Annotated in this window: 14 protein-coding genes; 2 read left to right on the forward strand and 12 right to left on the reverse strand. The window is 62.4% G+C overall.

Features of this window, described 5'->3' with window-relative positions; genetic code table 11:
* Positions 1–123 precede the first annotated feature (123 nt).
* The 5 genes from fabG to AC1M7R_RS03295 form a co-directional block, all read right to left on the reverse strand.
* Entirely contained in the window at positions 124–867 is a 744-nt protein-coding gene (gene fabG / locus AC1M7R_RS03275; protein ID WP_072393379.1) for a 3-oxoacyl-ACP reductase FabG, read from the reverse strand.
* A 15-nt stretch (positions 868–882) separates the two neighbouring features.
* Entirely contained in the window at positions 883–1,821 is a 939-nt protein-coding gene (gene fabD, locus AC1M7R_RS03280) for an ACP S-malonyltransferase (protein ID WP_490610238.1), read from the reverse strand.
* Positions 1,822–1,944: 123 nt separating this feature from the next.
* Entirely contained in the window at positions 1,945–2,955 is a 1,011-nt protein-coding gene (gene plsX / locus AC1M7R_RS03285) for a phosphate acyltransferase PlsX (RefSeq protein ID WP_072393385.1), read from the reverse strand.
* A gap of 3 nt (positions 2,956–2,958) precedes the next feature.
* Positions 2,959–3,141, reverse strand: coding sequence for a 50S ribosomal protein L32 (gene rpmF / locus AC1M7R_RS03290; protein ID WP_003179396.1), 183 nt, complete (start codon positions 3,139–3,141; stop codon positions 2,959–2,961).
* A gap of 13 nt (positions 3,142–3,154) precedes the next feature.
* Positions 3,155–3,682: a YceD family protein gene (locus tag AC1M7R_RS03295; protein WP_072393389.1), complete on the reverse strand. Its 528-nt coding sequence runs from the start codon at positions 3,680–3,682 to the stop codon at positions 3,155–3,157.
* A 105-nt stretch (positions 3,683–3,787) separates the two neighbouring features.
* Between AC1M7R_RS03295 and AC1M7R_RS03300 the strand changes: the two genes are divergently transcribed.
* The gene (locus AC1M7R_RS03300) at positions 3,788–4,366 is read left to right on the forward strand and encodes a Maf family protein (protein WP_337349804.1); all 579 of its coding nucleotides are present in this window, start codon (positions 3,788–3,790) and stop codon (positions 4,364–4,366) included.
* 66 nt (positions 4,367–4,432) lie between these two features.
* Here AC1M7R_RS03300 and sppA read toward each other — a convergent pair whose 3' ends face one another.
* From sppA to rluC, 3 genes are read right to left on the reverse strand one after another with little or no spacing between them, the layout of a single operon-like run.
* Positions 4,433–5,422, reverse strand: a complete 990-nt coding sequence (sppA, locus tag AC1M7R_RS03305; RefSeq protein WP_072459181.1) for a signal peptide peptidase SppA — start codon at positions 5,420–5,422, stop codon at positions 4,433–4,435.
* A 20-nt stretch (positions 5,423–5,442) separates the two neighbouring features.
* Entirely contained in the window at positions 5,443–6,105 is a 663-nt protein-coding gene (locus tag AC1M7R_RS03310) for an HAD-IA family hydrolase (protein ID WP_092180311.1), read from the reverse strand.
* A complete protein-coding gene (gene rluC / locus AC1M7R_RS03315) occupies positions 6,095–7,051 on the reverse strand; it encodes a 23S rRNA pseudouridine(955/2504/2580) synthase RluC (protein WP_072394114.1) in 957 nt (318 codons plus the stop codon). Before rluC ends, AC1M7R_RS03310 begins: the two co-directional genes overlap by 11 nt.
* A 698-nt stretch (positions 7,052–7,749) precedes the next feature.
* On the opposite strand from rluC, the gene rne reads away from it, so the two are divergent.
* A complete protein-coding gene (gene rne / locus AC1M7R_RS03320; protein ID WP_337349802.1) occupies positions 7,750–10,950 on the forward strand; it encodes a ribonuclease E in 3,201 nt (1,066 codons plus the stop codon).
* Between the two features lie 90 nt (positions 10,951–11,040).
* Here the strand turns inward: rne and AC1M7R_RS03325 are convergent, their stop codons facing one another.
* Genes AC1M7R_RS03325 through AC1M7R_RS03340 form a run of 4 tightly spaced genes read right to left on the reverse strand, consistent with a single transcriptional unit; the run spans position 11,041 to position 15,415 of the window.
* Positions 11,041–11,634, reverse strand: a complete 594-nt coding sequence (locus AC1M7R_RS03325) for a nucleotidyltransferase family protein (RefSeq protein WP_072459178.1) — start codon at positions 11,632–11,634, stop codon at positions 11,041–11,043.
* 27 nt (positions 11,635–11,661) lie between these two features.
* A complete protein-coding gene (locus AC1M7R_RS03330; RefSeq protein ID WP_337349801.1) occupies positions 11,662–12,633 on the reverse strand; it encodes an XdhC family protein in 972 nt (323 codons plus the stop codon).
* Complete coding sequence (locus AC1M7R_RS03335; protein ID WP_490610239.1) at positions 12,633–14,948, reverse strand: xanthine dehydrogenase family protein molybdopterin-binding subunit; 2,316 nt, start codon at positions 14,946–14,948, stop codon at positions 12,633–12,635. The genes AC1M7R_RS03330 and AC1M7R_RS03335 overlap by 1 nt, the downstream gene beginning before the upstream one ends.
* Positions 14,945–15,415 carry a (2Fe-2S)-binding protein gene (locus AC1M7R_RS03340; RefSeq protein WP_072459176.1) on the reverse strand — a complete coding sequence of 157 codons (471 nt, stop codon included), beginning with the start codon at positions 15,413–15,415 and terminating at the stop codon, positions 14,945–14,947. The genes AC1M7R_RS03335 and AC1M7R_RS03340 overlap by 4 nt, the downstream gene beginning before the upstream one ends.
* Positions 15,416–15,681: the final 266 nt, after the last annotated feature.

Below are 15,681 nucleotides of genomic sequence, written 5' to 3' on the forward strand. Positions count from 1 at the left end.
TCGGTTTTTCAACCGAAAGCTTCACTCCTCAAACCCCTCGGGCCCGCCCCTATAAATAGATTGCAGCTTTATAACGGATTTTAGACAGCTCGTATGACATTTTTTTGAAGCAATCCGTCACATTTAACTCATGTACATCCCGCCGTTCACCGGGATTGTAGCCCCCGTGACGTATGCCGCAGCGTCGGATGCAAGAAAAGCCACCACGGATGCGATTTCTTCAGCCTGCCCCAGACGCCCCAGCGGAATTTGCGTCAACAAGGCCTCACGCTGCGCCTCTGGCAATTCGCGGGTCATGTCGGTGTCGATGAAACCCGGGGCCACCGAGTTTACCGTAATCGAACGCGAACCCACTTCCCGCGCCAGCGCACGGCTGAAACCTTCCAGACCGGCCTTGGCCGCAGCATAGTTTACTTGGCCTGCGTTGCCCATGGCACCCACAACCGAGCCAATATTGATGATACGACCCCAGCGAGCCTTGGTCATGCCGCGCAGGACGCCCTTGGACAGCCGGTACAGACTGTTCAGGTTGGTATCGATCACATCGAACCATTCGTCATCTTTCATGCGCATCATCAGATTATCACGAGTGATACCGGCGTTATTGACCAGGATCGCCGGGACACCGAACTGCTCCTGGATAGTTGCCAGCACCGCCGTGACGGATTCGTCGCTGGTGACGTTCAGTTCAAGGCCGGTGCCTTGGATACCGTTTTCCTTCAGGGTCGCGGCGATGCGCTCGGCGCCCGAAGCGGAAGTCGCGGTGCCGACGACGGTGGCGCCTTGGCGACCCAATTCCAGGGCAATAGCCTGGCCGATGCCACGGCTCGCACCGGTCACCAGTGCAACTTTACCTTGCAGACTCATGCAAGCTTCTCCTGTTCAGGCCTGCGCTGCACGAGCGGCAGCGAAAGCGTCTGGGGTATTGAGGTTGGAAGTCGACACGCCTTCGGCGCAGCGTTTGTTCAGACCGGCCAGCACCTTGCCCGGGCCACATTCGACCAGCTCGGTCGCACCCTCGGCCGCCAGGGTCTGCACCGTTTCGACCCAGCGAACCGGCTTGTAGAGTTGTTCCAGCAGATCGCGCTTGAGGGTTTCGAGGTCCGGCGCCACATCGGCGCTGACGTTCTGCACCACAGGTATCTGCGGAGCCTGCCAATCGATGGCGGCAATGGATTCGGCAAAGCGTTCGGCGGCAGGCCGCATCAGTTCACAGTGCGACGGCACGCTGACCGGCAGCGGCATGGCGCGCTTGGCTCCACGCGCCTTGCAGCCCTCGATGGCCCGATCGACCGCGGCCTTGGCGCCGGCAATCACCACCTGGCCAGGCGAGTTGAAGTTCACAGCACTGACCACATCGCCTTGCGCCGCTTCGGCACAGGCAGCCAGCACATCTGCATCTTCCAGGCCGAGGATAGCGGCCATGCCGCCCTGCCCGGCCGGAACGGCCTCCTGCATCAACTGGCCGCGACGCTCCACCAGTTTCACGGCATCGCCCAGGCTGAGACTGCCAGCGGCCACGAGAGCACTGTATTCACCCAGGCTATGGCCGGCGACGAAAGCCGGACGCGCGCCACCTTCAGCCAGCCACAGGCGCCACAGCGCGACCGAGGCGGTGAGGATGGCCGGTTGGGTCTTGTCGGTTTGATTGAGCAGCTCTTCCGGCCCTTGCTGGGTCAATGCCCACAAGTCGTAGCCGAGCGCATCGGATGCTTCTTTGAATGTTTCGAGGACCAGCGGGTATTGCGCGCCCAGCTCGGCCAGCATGCCGAGGGACTGCGAGCCCTGTCCTGGAAAGACGAATGCGAGGGAAGCAGACATGAAAACAAAGCCCCTAATGATCTTGTCGTCAAAAATTGACGCCCCTGGGGGCGCTAGGAAACTGACAGTTGGATGGCGGGTTGAACCAGCCGGTCACATTTAAGCATTGTCGGACGAAAACGCCTAAGTTAACAAATCTTCGAGGCGTCCATGCAGGCGTTCCGGCAGGTTTTCCTGGATCTCGATCACCGCACGATTGATCGCACTTTGAAAGCCCTGCACCCCCGCCGACCCGTGGCTCTTGATCACGATGCCCTGCAAGCCGAGGAAACTCGCGCCGTTATGTCGCGCCGGCGCCAGGTCTGCCTGCAGGCGACGCATCAACGGCAAGGCCAGCGCTCCAACCAGGCGCGAGGCCAGGCTCTGCCGGAACAGGGTCTCGATTCGCTCGCTGATCATGGTGGCCAGGCCTTCGCTGGACTTGAGCAGGATATTGCCAACGAAGCCGTCGCACACGACCACATCCGCCTCGCCCCGGTACAAGCCGTCGCCCTCGACAAAGCCGATGTAGTTGATGCCACGCGCACCCTGCAGCAGAGTGGCGGCCAGCTTGACCTGCTGGTTGCCCTTGATGTCTTCGGTACCGATGTTCAGCAGTGCCACGCGAGGACGTGCGATGCCCAGGGTTTCAGCGGCCACCGAGCCCATCACCGCAAATTGCAGCAAATGCTCGGCACTGCAATCGACATTGGCACCAAGGTCCAGCAACTGGCAGAAACCGCGCCGGGTCGGTATCGCCGCGACCATTGCCGGCCGGTCGATGCCTGGCAGCGTCTTGAGCACGTAGCGCGACAGCGCCATCAGCGCGCCAGTGTTCCCGGCGCTGACACACGCCTGGACCTTGCCATCGCGCAACAGCTCCAAAGCCACCCGCATCGACGCATCGGGCTTGCCGCGCAGGGCCTGGGCGGGCTTTTCGTCCATGGCGATCACTTCAGACGCCGGGGTAATCGTCAGGCGCGCACGATCCGCAGCAGGCTGGCCGCTGAGCATTTCTTCCAGGAGGGAGGGTTGACCGACGAGGGTCAGGTGCAACGAGGGCGTAGCATTCAGGCAAGCAAGACTGGCCTGAACAATGCTGCGGGGACCGAAGTCCCCGCCCATTGCGTCAATCGCGATGACTTGAGCGGACAAGGATTACTCGTCAGCGCCCTTGTCGATCACTTTGCGACCACGGTATACGCCTTCTGGCGATACGTGGTGACGCAGGTGAACTTCACCAGTGGTTTTTTCTACAGACAGGGTGCTAGCCTCGAGAGCGTCGTGCGAACGGCGCATGTCACGGGCAGAGCGGGATTTTTTGTTCTGCTGAACAGCCATAATTGATTAACTCCTAAACGTTTGGGTCACGCTTTAACTGCGCCAAAACACTGAACGGGTTGGACCGCGTTACCTCGTCCTCGCTCGGCTCGGGCTCATCTGCTCCCGCCGGCTGCTGGCATTCTTCCGGATGATGAGCAGGCACAATGGGCAAGGCGAGCAGGAGCTCATCCTCGATCAGTGACTGCAGATCCAATGGATCTTCGCCCAGTTCCAGCACGTCATAGCCTTTCGGCAACGACTGGGTATTCGCACCCTCCTTCACCACGGCGTAACTGCATTCGCTGTGGATCGGCAGGGTGACCAGCTCAAGACAACGCTGGCAAACCATTTTGACTTCAGTGTCGATAAAGCTGTGGATAACCACAGATTTACGTTCATCTCGTTCAAAAACGAATTTGGCCTGGACCGTCCCGATATCGTCGGAAAGCGGGTCGCAGAGTCTCTTCAAATCGGCCAGCGGCAGTTCACCTTGAAGGGTGGTGCCACGATCAGCCAATTTGCGCGGGTCAACGTGAGGTGGAATCGGGTCATTCAACATAGGCGCAGCATTATAGGGATGCACCCAGCCATGTCAAAGGAAATTCAGCCCTGTCCGTCACTTGCACGCCCCGCTAGAATTCGTCCCTGCCTTTTGGAGATGCCCATGCTGCCCTTATTACTTGCCTCCAGCTCGGTCTATCGCCGGGAATTGCTCGCTCGCCTGGGGTTACCATTCGTCTGCCAGTCACCGGATATCGACGAAAGCCAACGCCCCGGCGAGGCTGCCCGAACACTGGTGGAACGCCTGGCGCGGGAAAAGGCCCTGGCCCTGGCCGACAGTCACCCGGGACACCTGATCATCGGCTCGGACCAGGTCGCCGTGCTCGGCGAACGCATCCTGGGCAAACCCCACACCTTCGAAAGGGCCCGCGAGCAACTGCTGGCAGCCAGCGGCACCAAGGTCACGTTCCTCACAGGCCTGGCACTGCTCAACAGCCAGACCGGCGCCTGCCAGGTCGATTGCGTGGCTTTTAGCGTCAATATGCGCGTGCTCGACCCGGAACGAGTGGAGCGCTATCTGCGGGCCGAGCAGCCCTATGACTGCGCCGGCAGCTTCAAGGCCGAAGGGCTGGGCGTGAGCCTGTTCCAGAGCACCGAAGGCCCGGACGCCACCAGCCTGATCGGACTGCCCTTGATTCGCCTTGTGGATATGTTGCTGGCGGAGGGCGTAGAGATACCCTGAATCCGGCATCATCCATGGCAGAGCACCCGCCGCCCGCAACCGAACGGCCGGAGCCCTGCCAGCGAGTCAGCGCAATACCGGCCCCTGAAACCCCATCCACATTGCCAGGCGCTCGGCGATGCTCGCCCCCAGCTTCTTCGAGAAACGGTCGAGCGGCGATTCTTCGACAGTGAAGTCCACCAGCTCCTTCTCGCCGATCACATCCCGCGCCACCGAACTGGCACTGCCCAGGCCGTCGATCAAGCCCAGCGACAACGCCTGCTCTCCAGACCATACCAGGCCGGAAAACAGCTCCGGATGATCCTTGTCCTTGAGCCGATCGCCCCGACCTTTCTTGACGCTGGCGATGAACTGCTTATGGGTCGTATCGAGCACGCCCTGCCAGAAAGCGATCTCTTCCGGCTTCTGCGGCTGGAAGGGGTCGAGGAACGACTTATGCTCACCGGCGGTGTAGACCCGGCGCTCGATACCGAGCTTGTCGAGGGTCTCGACAAAACCATAACCGGCAGCGGTGACACCGATGGACCCCACCAGGCTGGCCTTGTCGGCATAGATCTGATCCGCCGCACTGGCGATGTAATAGGCACCGGAAGCGCCGAGGTCGGCGATCACCGCATAGACCTTGGTGTCCGGATGCGCAGCGCGCAAGCGAACGATCTCGTCATAGACGTAGCCGGACTGCACCGGACTGCCGCCCGGACTGTTGATACGCAGCACCACCCCCTTGACCTTCTCATCCTCGAACGCAGCCCGCAGACTGCCAATGATGTTGTCCGCGCTGGCCGCCTCCTTGTCGGCGATCATGCCCTCGACGTCGATCACCGCCGTATAGGCCGAAGCACTGCCGGGACTCTTCTTCATATCGATCGCCTGGATGATGACACCCAGCCCGACGAAAAGATAAATGAAGACCAGGAACTTGAAGAAAATTCCCCAGCGGCGAGCGCGACGCTGTTCTTGCACCCCCGCCAGGAGGGTTTTTTCCAGCAACTTCCAGCTTTTATCGTCACCGTTTTCAGCGCTTGCCTTGGCCGGTGCTTTCCATTCATCGGTCATACATGCATCTCCAACAGGTTCTAATCGGTAGGCCGGCTCAGCCAGGCGTGTAATTCAGTAAAACGGTCAATCGTCAATCGCGGTTCGAATGCCCGCAGCGCCTCGATGGTCTGCGCACCGTAGCTGACAGCCACCGAGCCCATGCCGGCATTGCGCGCCATCTGCAGGTCGAAGGACGAATCCCCCACCATCAGCGCCTGCTCCGCACGCACCTCGCAGTGCGCCAGGATCTGCTCGAGCATCAAGGGATGGGGCTTGCTGGCGGTTTCATCGGCAGCACGAGTGACATCGAAATAGTCCTCCCAGCCATGAGCCTTCAGCACGCGATCCAATCCCCGACGAGCCTTTCCAGTGGCAACGGCCAGGTGGTAACCCTCCGCCCGAAACGCCTGGAGGGTATCCAGGACGCCATCGAACAACGGCGAAGGCTCGGCCTCCAGCGCGATGTAATGGTCGGCGTAGTGCTGACGAAACACCACCAACTCCTGGTCGCCGATCTCCGGATACAGGCTGCGAATCGCCTCGGGCAAGCCGAGACCGATAATGCCTTTGACTGCAAGGTCGTCACGCCTGGCAAAACCCGTACGATCCGATGCGGCATGCATCGACTCCACGATCCGACCGATGGAATCGGCCAGAGTGCCGTCCCAATCGAATATCAGCAGCTTGTATTCAGGATGCACTCAACCGCTCCACGGTTCGGGCCCACATGTCATCCACGGGGGCCTGCAGTTTCAGCTCACCCCCATCGGGCAGCGGCACCGTGAGCATATAAGCATGGAGAAACAATCGCTTTCCGCCAAGATCGCGTATCTCCCGACTGAAGTCGTCGTCCCCGTATTTGGGGTCACCGGCAATGCAGTGCCCGGCGTGCAGGGTATGGACACGAATCTGGTGGGTGCGCCCCGTGATCGGCTTGGCTTCGATCAGGGTGGCGAACTCGCCGAAACGGCGCAGGACCTTGAATACGGTCAGCGCTTCCTTGCCTTCGTCGTTGACCTCGACCATGCGCTCGCCGGAACGCAGGTTGCTCTTGAGCAACGGTGCGCGGACCTGCTTGATGGACGTCGCCCAATGGCCACGGACCAGGGCCATGTAGCGCTTGTCGACACCATCGCCCCGCAACTGTTCGTGCAAATGACGCAGCATGCTGCGTTTCTTGGCGATCATCAGCAGGCCGGAAGTGTCCCGGTCCAGGCGATGGACCAGTTCCAGCTCCTTGGCGTCGGGACGCAACTGACGAAAGGCTTCGATCACGCCGAAATCCAGGCCGCTGCCGCCGTGAACTGCAATGCCCGCGGGTTTGTTGATCACAATCAGCGCCTTGTCTTCGTAGACAATCGAAGCCTCCAGGCGCTGCAGCAGTCCCTGGGCGACGGGCACCGGTTCGTCGCGCTCAGGCACGCGAACCGGCGGAACACGCACGATATCGCCCGCCTGGAGCTTGTACTCAGGCTTGATCCGGCCCTTGTTCACCCGCACTTCGCCCTTGCGCAAAATGCGATAAATCAAGGTCTTGGGCACACCCTTGAGCCGGGCTAGCAGGAAATTATCGATTCGTTGGCCGGCATATTCCGGCGAGACCTCGAGCAGTTGAACGCCAGGGGTCGAAGGGGCAGTAGTCGTCATGGCGGCGATCATAACAATTTTTTATGGAATTGAAGCACTTAATCATTGCTGCTATAGTCGCGAACGCCGCCAAAAGTGGCTGGACAGCGGACTAACGGTCAAAAACCGGCCCTGACCAACGCAATTCACGAGGACGAGAGGCCGTCCTACGGGGCTTTTGCTACGTAACGGCAGAGTTTGCAGGTGTAACGAGCGCAGGTGACATGAGGCCTGAAATACGCCGCAAAGCAGAGTTTTGGCTCGCCTTGCGCGCCACATTCACGGCCAGTTCACAAAGTGCAGTCAGTTGCGGACGACCCCGGGCGAGAGCTTCGGAAACAACGCCTAATTAGCCATGATGCGTGACCTCCCCTTCCGGAGCTCACGGTAAATGCCAACCCGCTGCGGATTCTGCGCGCGGCAGCACCCGAATTATCAGGGATACGTGTAGGGTGGAGATGTACAACCGTCGGACTGTGTAGCACTAGGCTTATATTTAGACGCTTCATCTCGTCCACAGGCGCCGGTTGATTCCTCCTCCTGACTGAGTGCTTGAGTACCAGCAAGCAGGACGCGTCCGTCGCGACTTCGCCGTTATTGGGCCGAACTCGCTGGACACTGGAGTGGCAATGCCACTTCCATGACGCACCTGACACCGACCGTGAGAAGTCGTGTGTGCCGAACGCCGTTTCCGGCAGCCCGGAAACCGACGGTACTACATGAAAAGAATGCTGATTAACGCAACTCAACCCGAAGAGTTGCGTGTTGCACTGGTAGACGGCCAGCGCCTCTACGACCTGGATATCGAATCCGGTGCACGCGAGCAGAAGAAGGCCAACATCTACAAAGGCCGGATCACTCGCATCGAACCAAGCCTGGAGGCTGCCTTTGTCGATTTCGGCTCTGAGCGCCATGGCTTCCTGCCCCTCAAAGAAATCTCCCGCGAATACTTCAAGAAGGCCCCCGAAGGCCGCGTCAATATCAAGGACGTCCTGAGCGAAGGCCAGGAAGTCATCGTCCAGGTCGAAAAAGAAGAGCGTGGCAACAAGGGCGCCGCCCTGACCACCTTCATCAGCCTGGCCGGCCGTTACCTGGTCCTGATGCCCAACAACCCGCGTGCCGGTGGCATCTCCCGCCGCATCGAAGGCGAAGAGCGCAACGAACTGCGTGAAGCCCTCAACGGCCTGGTGGCTCCTGCCGACATGGGCCTGATCGTGCGCACGGCCGGCCTGGGCCGCAGCAGCGAAGAAATGCAGTGGGACCTCGACTACCTGCTGCAGCTGTGGACCGCCATCAAGGAAGCGTCCCTGGATCGCTCCGCGCCGTTCCTGATCTACCAGGAAAGCAACGTCATCATCCGCGCCATCCGCGACTACCTGCGCCAGGACATCGGCGAAGTGCTGATCGACAGCGTCGAAGCCCAGGACGAAGCCCTGACCTTCATTCGCCAGGTGATGCCGCAGTACGCCAGCAAGATCAAGCTCTACGAAGACAGCGTCCCACTGTTCAACCGCTTCCAGATCGAAAGCCAGATCGAAACCGCCTTCCAGCGCGTCGTCGAACTGCCTTCCGGCGGCTCCATCGTCATCGATCCCACCGAAGCCCTGGTGTCCATCGACATCAACTCGGCTCGCGCCACCAAAGGCAGCGACATCGAAGAAACCGCCCTGCAGACCAACCTGGAAGCGGCCGAGGAAATCGCCCGCCAGCTGCGCTTGCGCGACATCGGCGGCCTGATCGTCATCGACTTCATCGACATGACCCCGGCCAAGAACCAGCGCGCCGTGGAAGAAAAGGTCCGTGAATGCCTGGAAGCCGACCGCGCCCGCGTACAGGTTGGCCGCATCTCGCGCTTCGGCTTGCTGGAAATGTCCCGTCAGCGCCTGCGTCCATCCCTGGGCGAGAGCAGTGGCATCGTCTGCCCACGCTGCAACGGCACCGGCATCATCCGTGACGTCGAGTCGCTGTCCCTGGCGATCCTGCGCCTGATCGAAGAAGAAGCCCTGAAAGACCGCACCGCCGAAGTCCGCGCCCAGGTGCCGATCCCGGTGGCCGCGTTCCTGCTCAACGAAAAACGCAACTCGATCACCAAGATCGAACTGCGCACCCGTGCCCGCATCGTCATCCTGCCGAACGACCACCTCGAGACGCCGCATTTCGAAGTGCAGCGCCTGCGCGACGATAGCCCGGAAGCCCACACCAACCAGTCCAGCTACGAGATCGCTGCCGCCGCAGCCGAAGTGGAAGACGTCCAGCCGGCTGCCGCCACCCGCACCCTGGTTCGCCAGGAAGCCGCCGTCAAGACCGCGCCGGCCCGCGCCAACGCGCCGGTTCCGACCGAAGTTGCCACTGCCGCACCTGCACCGGCCGCCGCGCCTGAACCTAGCCTGTTCAAGGGCCTGGTGAAGTCCCTGGTCAGCCTGTTCGCCACCAAGGAAGAACCGGCCGCGCCCGTGGTCACCGCCAAGCCTGCCACCGAGCGTCCGGCCCGCAACGAAGAGCGTCGCAACGGTCGCCAGCAGACCCGCAACCGCAACGGCCGCCGCGACGAAGAGCGCAAGCCACGCGAAGAACGGGCCCCGCGTGAAGAACGCGCACCGCGTGAAGAACGCCAGCCGCGCGAAGCCCGCGAGGATGCACCGGCCGTAGCCCGCGAAGAACGCACGCCACGTCCACCACGTGAAGAGCGTCAACCGCGTGCCCCGCGTGAAGACCGCAAGCCACGTGGCGAGCGTGAAGAACGTGTTCGCGAACTGCGCGAGCCGCTGGACGCCGCCCCTGCCGTTGCCGCCACCGCTGAAGAGCGTCCGGCTCGCCAGCCTCGCGAAGAGCGTGCTCCACGTCCACCGCGTGAAGAGCGTCAGCCTCGGGCCGAACAGGCTGCCGCCGCAGCCAGCGAAGACGAAGTGCTGAACACCGAGGAACAATTGCAGGAAGACGGCCAGGACGCCGCCGAAGGCGATCGTCCACGTCGCCGTTCCCGCGGCCAGCGTCGTCGCAGCAACCGCCGCGAGCGCCAACGCGACGCCAACGGGAACGTGATCGAGGGCTCGGAAGAGTCAGCCACTACCGAAGCGCCAAGCGCTGCGGACCTGGCCGCCGGCCTGGCCGTCACCGCGGCAGTTGCCAGCAGCACCATCAGTGCCCCGGCCGAAGCCCAGGCCAACGAGCAGGCCGAACGCGCCACCGCCGCGGTGGAACAAGCACAGGTCGAAGCTCCGGTGGTCGAAGCCAATACGGCAGTGCAAGTCACCGCTTCGCCGGAAGTGGAAGTCGCGCCGGTCAGTGAAGCCCAGCCTGCCGCCGAAACCGTCGCCGAACCTGCGCCGGTCGTCGAGCAGCCGGTGATTGCTGAAGCCGAACCTGTCGTCGAAACACCAGCAGAGGAAAATGCACCGGAGCCGCTGGTACGCGAGGAACAGACCGCGTTCAACTGGCATTCGGAGCCTGCCGCACCGGCTGCGGTCGACGAGCCAGCGCCAGCGCCTGAGCCAGCCCCCGAGGCTGAACCTGTGAAGACGGTCGAGCCGACTCCGGTGGTCGAAGCCCCTGTAGCGGCTGCGGTACAGGCGCCAGTCGAAGCACCTGCCCCTGTGAGCGCCTTGACTCCGAACGGTCGCGCACCGAACGACCCACGTGAAGTGCGTCGTCGCAAGCGCGAAGCCGAACGCCTGCAGAAGGAAGCTGAACTGGCTGCCGCTCAGGCACCTGTCGCCGAACCGGCTCCGGTGGTGGAAGCCGTCGAGGCAGCCCCTGCCCCAACCGCTGAGGCCGCTGCCGAACCTGCTCCGGCTGAACCGGTTGAATCGGTGCCGGCAAGCGATGAATCCCAGCCTCAGCACACCGCTGAAGCCGAGGAAGTCGCCCCGCGTCACCCCCAGGCCCTGGAAAAAGAGCACGAGCCAAAACCTCACGCCTGATTCCATAGCCCGATAAAAAGCCCCGCCTGGTAATGCCAGGCGGGGCTTTTTATTTCCTGTCCATCCACTCGGGCGGGCTCCGCCCCGCGGCTATTGCTTGAAGACCAGAGCCTCAGGCACATCCACGTCCCACAGCACACCGGGGTCATCGACCGCCACCTCGACCACTTCCGCCTCGGCGAACAACACCCTGGCACCACGATCGCCGGTCAAGGCCATCAATTTCGCCCCCAGACCACGACCGAATCCCACCGGATGCCCATACTCACCCGCAAAGACCGGAACGCAGATGCCGTCTTCGCGGATATTCGCCATCACCCGCTCGATGCTTGATGGCAGGATGAACGGCATGTCTGCCAGCACGATCAGCCAGCCATCCATATCGGGCGAGGCCTGCACGCCGGCCGCGATGCTATCCCCCAGCCCCGGGGACTGCAGCTCGATGAAATCGCACCCATAGGCCTGGGCCATGCGAATGGCCTGGGGACGATCTTCGCGAGTCACCAGGACGCGCTTTGCCAGGGAAACCGGCAGATTCACCAGGACCTGCTCGATCACCGAACGGACAGCACCGTCACGCCCGGCGCAATCGGCCAGCAATTTGTCCTTGTCGGGACCCGCGACCTGACGGAACCGGCTCCCCGCCCCGGCCGCGACGATAATCGCCCCAATGGATTCAGTCATACGCCCTCCTCGCCCTCCACCCGCGACTTACAACGGCTTCTTCTGCCGAAGCTCGACGCCATTCTTGATGGCCACGATTTCAGCCAGCAGCGACAAGGCGATCTCCGCCGGGGTATGGCTGCCGATGTGCAGCCCGATCGGCCCATGCAGCCGCTCGATGGCCTGTGCCGACAAGCCTAGCTGAGCCAGGTTGTCCCGGCGCTTCTGACTGTTGACCCGCGACCCCAGGGCCCCGACATAGAATGCCTTGGAATCCAGGGCGGTCAGCAGCGCCATGTCATCCAGCCGTGGGTCGTGGGTCAGGGCGACGATGGCCGTGCGCTCATCGGTCTGGATGCGCAACACCGCTTCGTCGGGCATTCCGGAGACGAAGCGCCCCTGCTGCTCTTCCCAACCATAGACAAACTCCTTGCGCGGATCGCAGATCAGCACTTCGAAGTCCAGCAACCGAGCCATCTGTGCCACATAACGCGACAGTTGTCCGGCACCGATCAGCAGCAGCCGCCAGCGTGGGCCATAAATGGCTCGCAGCGTCTGGCCATCGAAAACCAGCGCGTCGTGTTTACTGGCAGGTACCAGCGTCACGGCACCAGTGGCGATCACCAGCTCCCGGGCGACAATCTCGTGGGCGTCGCAACGCTCCAGCAGTTCAGCGACCCATTGCGGATCGCCGACCCGCTCTTCGGTCAGGCGCAGGGTGCCACCGCACGGCAGGCCGAAACGCGCGGCCTCCTCGCGGGTGACGCCATAGGTGATGAGTTGCACCGGCGGACCTTGCGCCGGGATACGACCATCATGCAGCCGGGCGATCAGGTCGTCCTCCACACAGCCGCCCGACACCGAGCCGATCACCACGCCGTCTTCGCGCAGGGCCAGCATCGCCCCGGGTGGCCTTGGCGCGGTGCCCCAGGTCTGGACCACGGTGAACAGCACCACGCGCTGCCCCGCACGGCGCCATTGAAGCACGCTGCGCAGGACGTTCAGGTCGACACTGTCCATCAGGCCTTGGCCTGCTGCCAGCCTTGCAGCTGATAGCGCACAGGCAGATCACGGATGCGCTTGCCGGTGGCGGCGAAAATCGCGTTGCACAGCGCCGGGGCAATCGGCGGCACTCCCGGCTCCCCGACCCCTCCCAACGGAACCTCGCCCGGCGGCGTCACCAGATGTACGGCCACTTTCTTGGGCGCCAGGGACATGCGCGCCACTTCGTACATGTGGAAGTTGTCCTGCTGCACCTTGCCATCCTTGAAGCTGATCTCCCCCACCATCGCGTTGCCCAGGCCCATGACGCAGGCACCTTCGAATTGGGAACGGATGCGCTCCGGGTTGATCTGCGGGCCGCAGTCCACCGCGATATCAGCCTTGTGCACGATCACCGTGCCATCGTCCTTGACCTCCACTTCGATCGCCGCCGCCACGTAGGTGACGAAGCTGTAGTGCACCGCCAGCCCCAGGCCGCGCCCCTTGGGCAGTTGCTGCCCCCAACCCGCCGCCTTGGCAGCCGTTTGCAGCACGGTGCGGATCCGTGCCGTATCGATGGGATAGCGGTCGGGGGATTCGCCGTAGTTCCACTCCTCGTTCAAGGTGCGCGGATCGATCTTGCGGTCCGGGCCAAGCAACTTGAGGTGGTAGTCCAGCGGATCCTGACCGGCCTTGTGGGCCAGTTCGTCGATGAAACTCTGGATCGCGAAACCGTGGGGAATATTCGACACCGAGCGGTACCAGCCCACCCGGGTATGAGCCGTCGCCTCGGGGTTCTCCAGGCGCAGGTTGGCAATTGCATAGGCCATGTTGGTAACGCCCATGCCCAGCTCGAAGGGGGCTTCGTGAGTCATTCCCGGGGCGAACAGCGCGGTGATACTGGGCGCGACGGTGCGATGCAACCAGCCGGAAGGCAGGCCGTCCCGATTCAGGCCGGCCTTCAGGTATTCGGCCGATACGGTATGGAAATAGGAGTTATGGATGTCATCCTCGCGGGTCCATTGCACCCGGATCGCCTGCCCTGGGAACTCCTTGGCCAGCAGCGCCGCCTCAAGGACGAAGTCAGGCTTGGATTTTCGCCCGAAGCCGCCCCCCAGCAAGGTGATATTCACCGTGACCTTTTCGAAAGAAATGCCCAGCCGTTCAGCGATGCGTTCACGCGTGACCTGCGGCGCCTGGCTCGGGGCCCAGGCTTCACACTGGCCATCCTTGAAGCGCGCGGTGGCGACCATGGGCTCCATGGGCGACTGGGACAGGTGTGGCAAGTAATAGGTCGCTTCCAGGGTCGAGTCGGCCTTGGCCAGCGCATCATCGACGTCACCGGCATTGCGCACGACTTTTCCAGGCTTGAGGGCTGCGGCTTCGAGCTCCTTGCGGTAGGCGACGGACTCATAGCCCGCGTTCGGGCCATCGTCCCACTCGATTTTCAGCGCCTCGCGCCCCTTCATGGCCGCCCAGGTATTTTTCGCCACCACCGCCACGCCGCCCAGGGGCTGGAATTCCGAAGGCAGGGGACGAGGCTCGATCTGCAGCACCTTGACCACCCCGGGAACCTTCAGCGCCGCGCTGCTGTCCACGGACTTGACCTTGCCGCCATAGACCGGCGGGCGGGCTACCACGGCGTAGAGCATGCCGTCGAAATGCACGTCGGCGCCGAATACGGCACGACCGTTGACGATGTCCGCGCCGTCGATGGCCCGGCTCCCCTCCTTGCCAATGTAGCGAAACTCCGAAGGCTGCTTGAGACGCAGGCTATCGCGCGCCGGCACCGGCAAGGCACTGGCAGCGGCGGCCAACGCGCCATAACCCAGCTCTCGACCGGAAGGCTGGTGGACCACGCTGTGCAGGCGGGCATGACATTCGCCCACCGGAACCTTCCACTGCGCCGCAGCAGCCTGCTCCAGCATGGTCCTGGCGGCCGCACCGCAACGACGCATCGGCTCATACCAGTGACGCATGCTGCGCGAGCCGTCCGTATCCTGGTTGCCAAAGCGCACTTCATCGGCCGGAGCCTGCTGCACCTTCACCCGAGCCCAATCGGCCTCCAGCTCATCGGCCACGACCATGGTCAGGCTCGTGCGCACGCCCTGGCCCATTTCCGAGCGGTTGCAGATCACCGTCACACTGCCATCGGCGGCAATGCTCACATACACCTTGGGGTCATCGACCGCGCCATGCGGCATGCCCTCGGCGCCAAACTTCTTTTCTTCGGCGAAGGCGTCCGGCAGCCCCCAGCTGGCGGCCAGTACCAGCACACCCGTGGCGCTGGCGCCTTTGAGAAAGCCGCGACGGCTGAGGTTGCTCAGTACGAAATCATCGGGCAAACGGCTCATGCCTTGGCCTCCTTCAGATGCGTGGAAGCCTGCCGGATCGCGGTCTTGATCCGGTTATAGGTACCGCAGCGGCAGATGTTGCCCATCATGGCTTCCTCGATCTGCTCATCGCTCGGGTTGGGATTGGTCTTGAGCAAGGCCGTCGCGGACATGATCTGCCCGCCCTGGCAGTAACCACACTGGGCCACGGCGGTATCGAGCCAGGCCTTCTGGACGACTTGCCCGATCGGATCGGCATGGAGCTCGTCGATGGTGCTGACGTCCTGCCCTTTCACCGAACCGATCGGCGTGATACAGCTGCGCGCCGGGGCGCCATCGATATGAATGGTGCATGCGCCACACAAGCCCATGCCGCAGCCGAACTTGGTACCGTTATAACCGGCAACGTCGCGGATCGCCCACAGCAGCGGCATGTCCTCGGTCACATCCAGTTGATGATCTTTTCCATTGAGTTTCAGGGTAATCATGGGCACGCCCGCATAGTTATCGAGTTATGGGGTCGAGCAATCTGCCGCTTGGGTAGCGGTTTGGTTATCGCAGACTGGCTCAGGCTAATCGGGCTCTCTTATGCGCACACGCAGGTGTCTGCACCGGGCCTTTACAGATGCTATGGCGCATCGTCAGCGGACTAAATTAACCCAGGACCCGAAAAAAAGCCCTGCACAATCCTGCACAAATGAAGCTTGCGAGGATCATGCAGGGCGTTTGGTTTACCCTCGCCATAAGCAGGCGA

The organism is Pseudomonas sp. MS01C9 (assembly GCF_058202755.1).

Bases quoted from the DNA above. Each gene is read 5' to 3' on its own strand.
- rluC (WP_072394114.1), bottom strand. From the start codon at position 7,051: ATGACGACTACTGCCCCTTCGACCCCTGGCGTTCAACTGCTCGAGGTC.
- AC1M7R_RS03325 (WP_072459178.1), bottom strand. From the start codon at position 11,634: ATGACTGAATCCATTGGGGCGATTATCGTCGCGGCCGGGGCGGGGAGC.
- AC1M7R_RS03335 (WP_490610239.1), bottom strand. From the start codon at position 14,948: ATGAGCCGTTTGCCCGATGATTTCGTACTGAGCAACCTCAGCCGTCGC.
- fabG (WP_072393379.1), bottom strand. From the start codon at position 867: ATGAGTCTGCAAGGTAAAGTTGCACTGGTGACCGGTGCGAGCCGTGGC.
- fabD (WP_490610238.1), bottom strand. From the start codon at position 1,821: ATGTCTGCTTCCCTCGCATTCGTCTTTCCAGGACAGGGCTCGCAGTCC.
- AC1M7R_RS03340 (WP_072459176.1), bottom strand. From the start codon at position 15,415: ATGATTACCCTGAAACTCAATGGAAAAGATCATCAACTGGATGTGACC.
- AC1M7R_RS03300 (WP_337349804.1), top strand. From the start codon at position 3,788: ATGCTGCCCTTATTACTTGCCTCCAGCTCGGTCTATCGCCGGGAATTG.
- AC1M7R_RS03295 (WP_072393389.1), bottom strand. From the start codon at position 3,682: ATGTTGAATGACCCGATTCCACCTCACGTTGACCCGCGCAAATTGGCT.
- rne (WP_337349802.1), top strand. From the start codon at position 7,750: ATGAAAAGAATGCTGATTAACGCAACTCAACCCGAAGAGTTGCGTGTT.
- rpmF (WP_003179396.1), bottom strand. From the start codon at position 3,141: ATGGCTGTTCAGCAGAACAAAAAATCCCGCTCTGCCCGTGACATGCGC.
- sppA (WP_072459181.1), bottom strand. From the start codon at position 5,422: ATGACCGATGAATGGAAAGCACCGGCCAAGGCAAGCGCTGAAAACGGT.
- AC1M7R_RS03330 (WP_337349801.1), bottom strand. From the start codon at position 12,633: ATGGACAGTGTCGACCTGAACGTCCTGCGCAGCGTGCTTCAATGGCGC.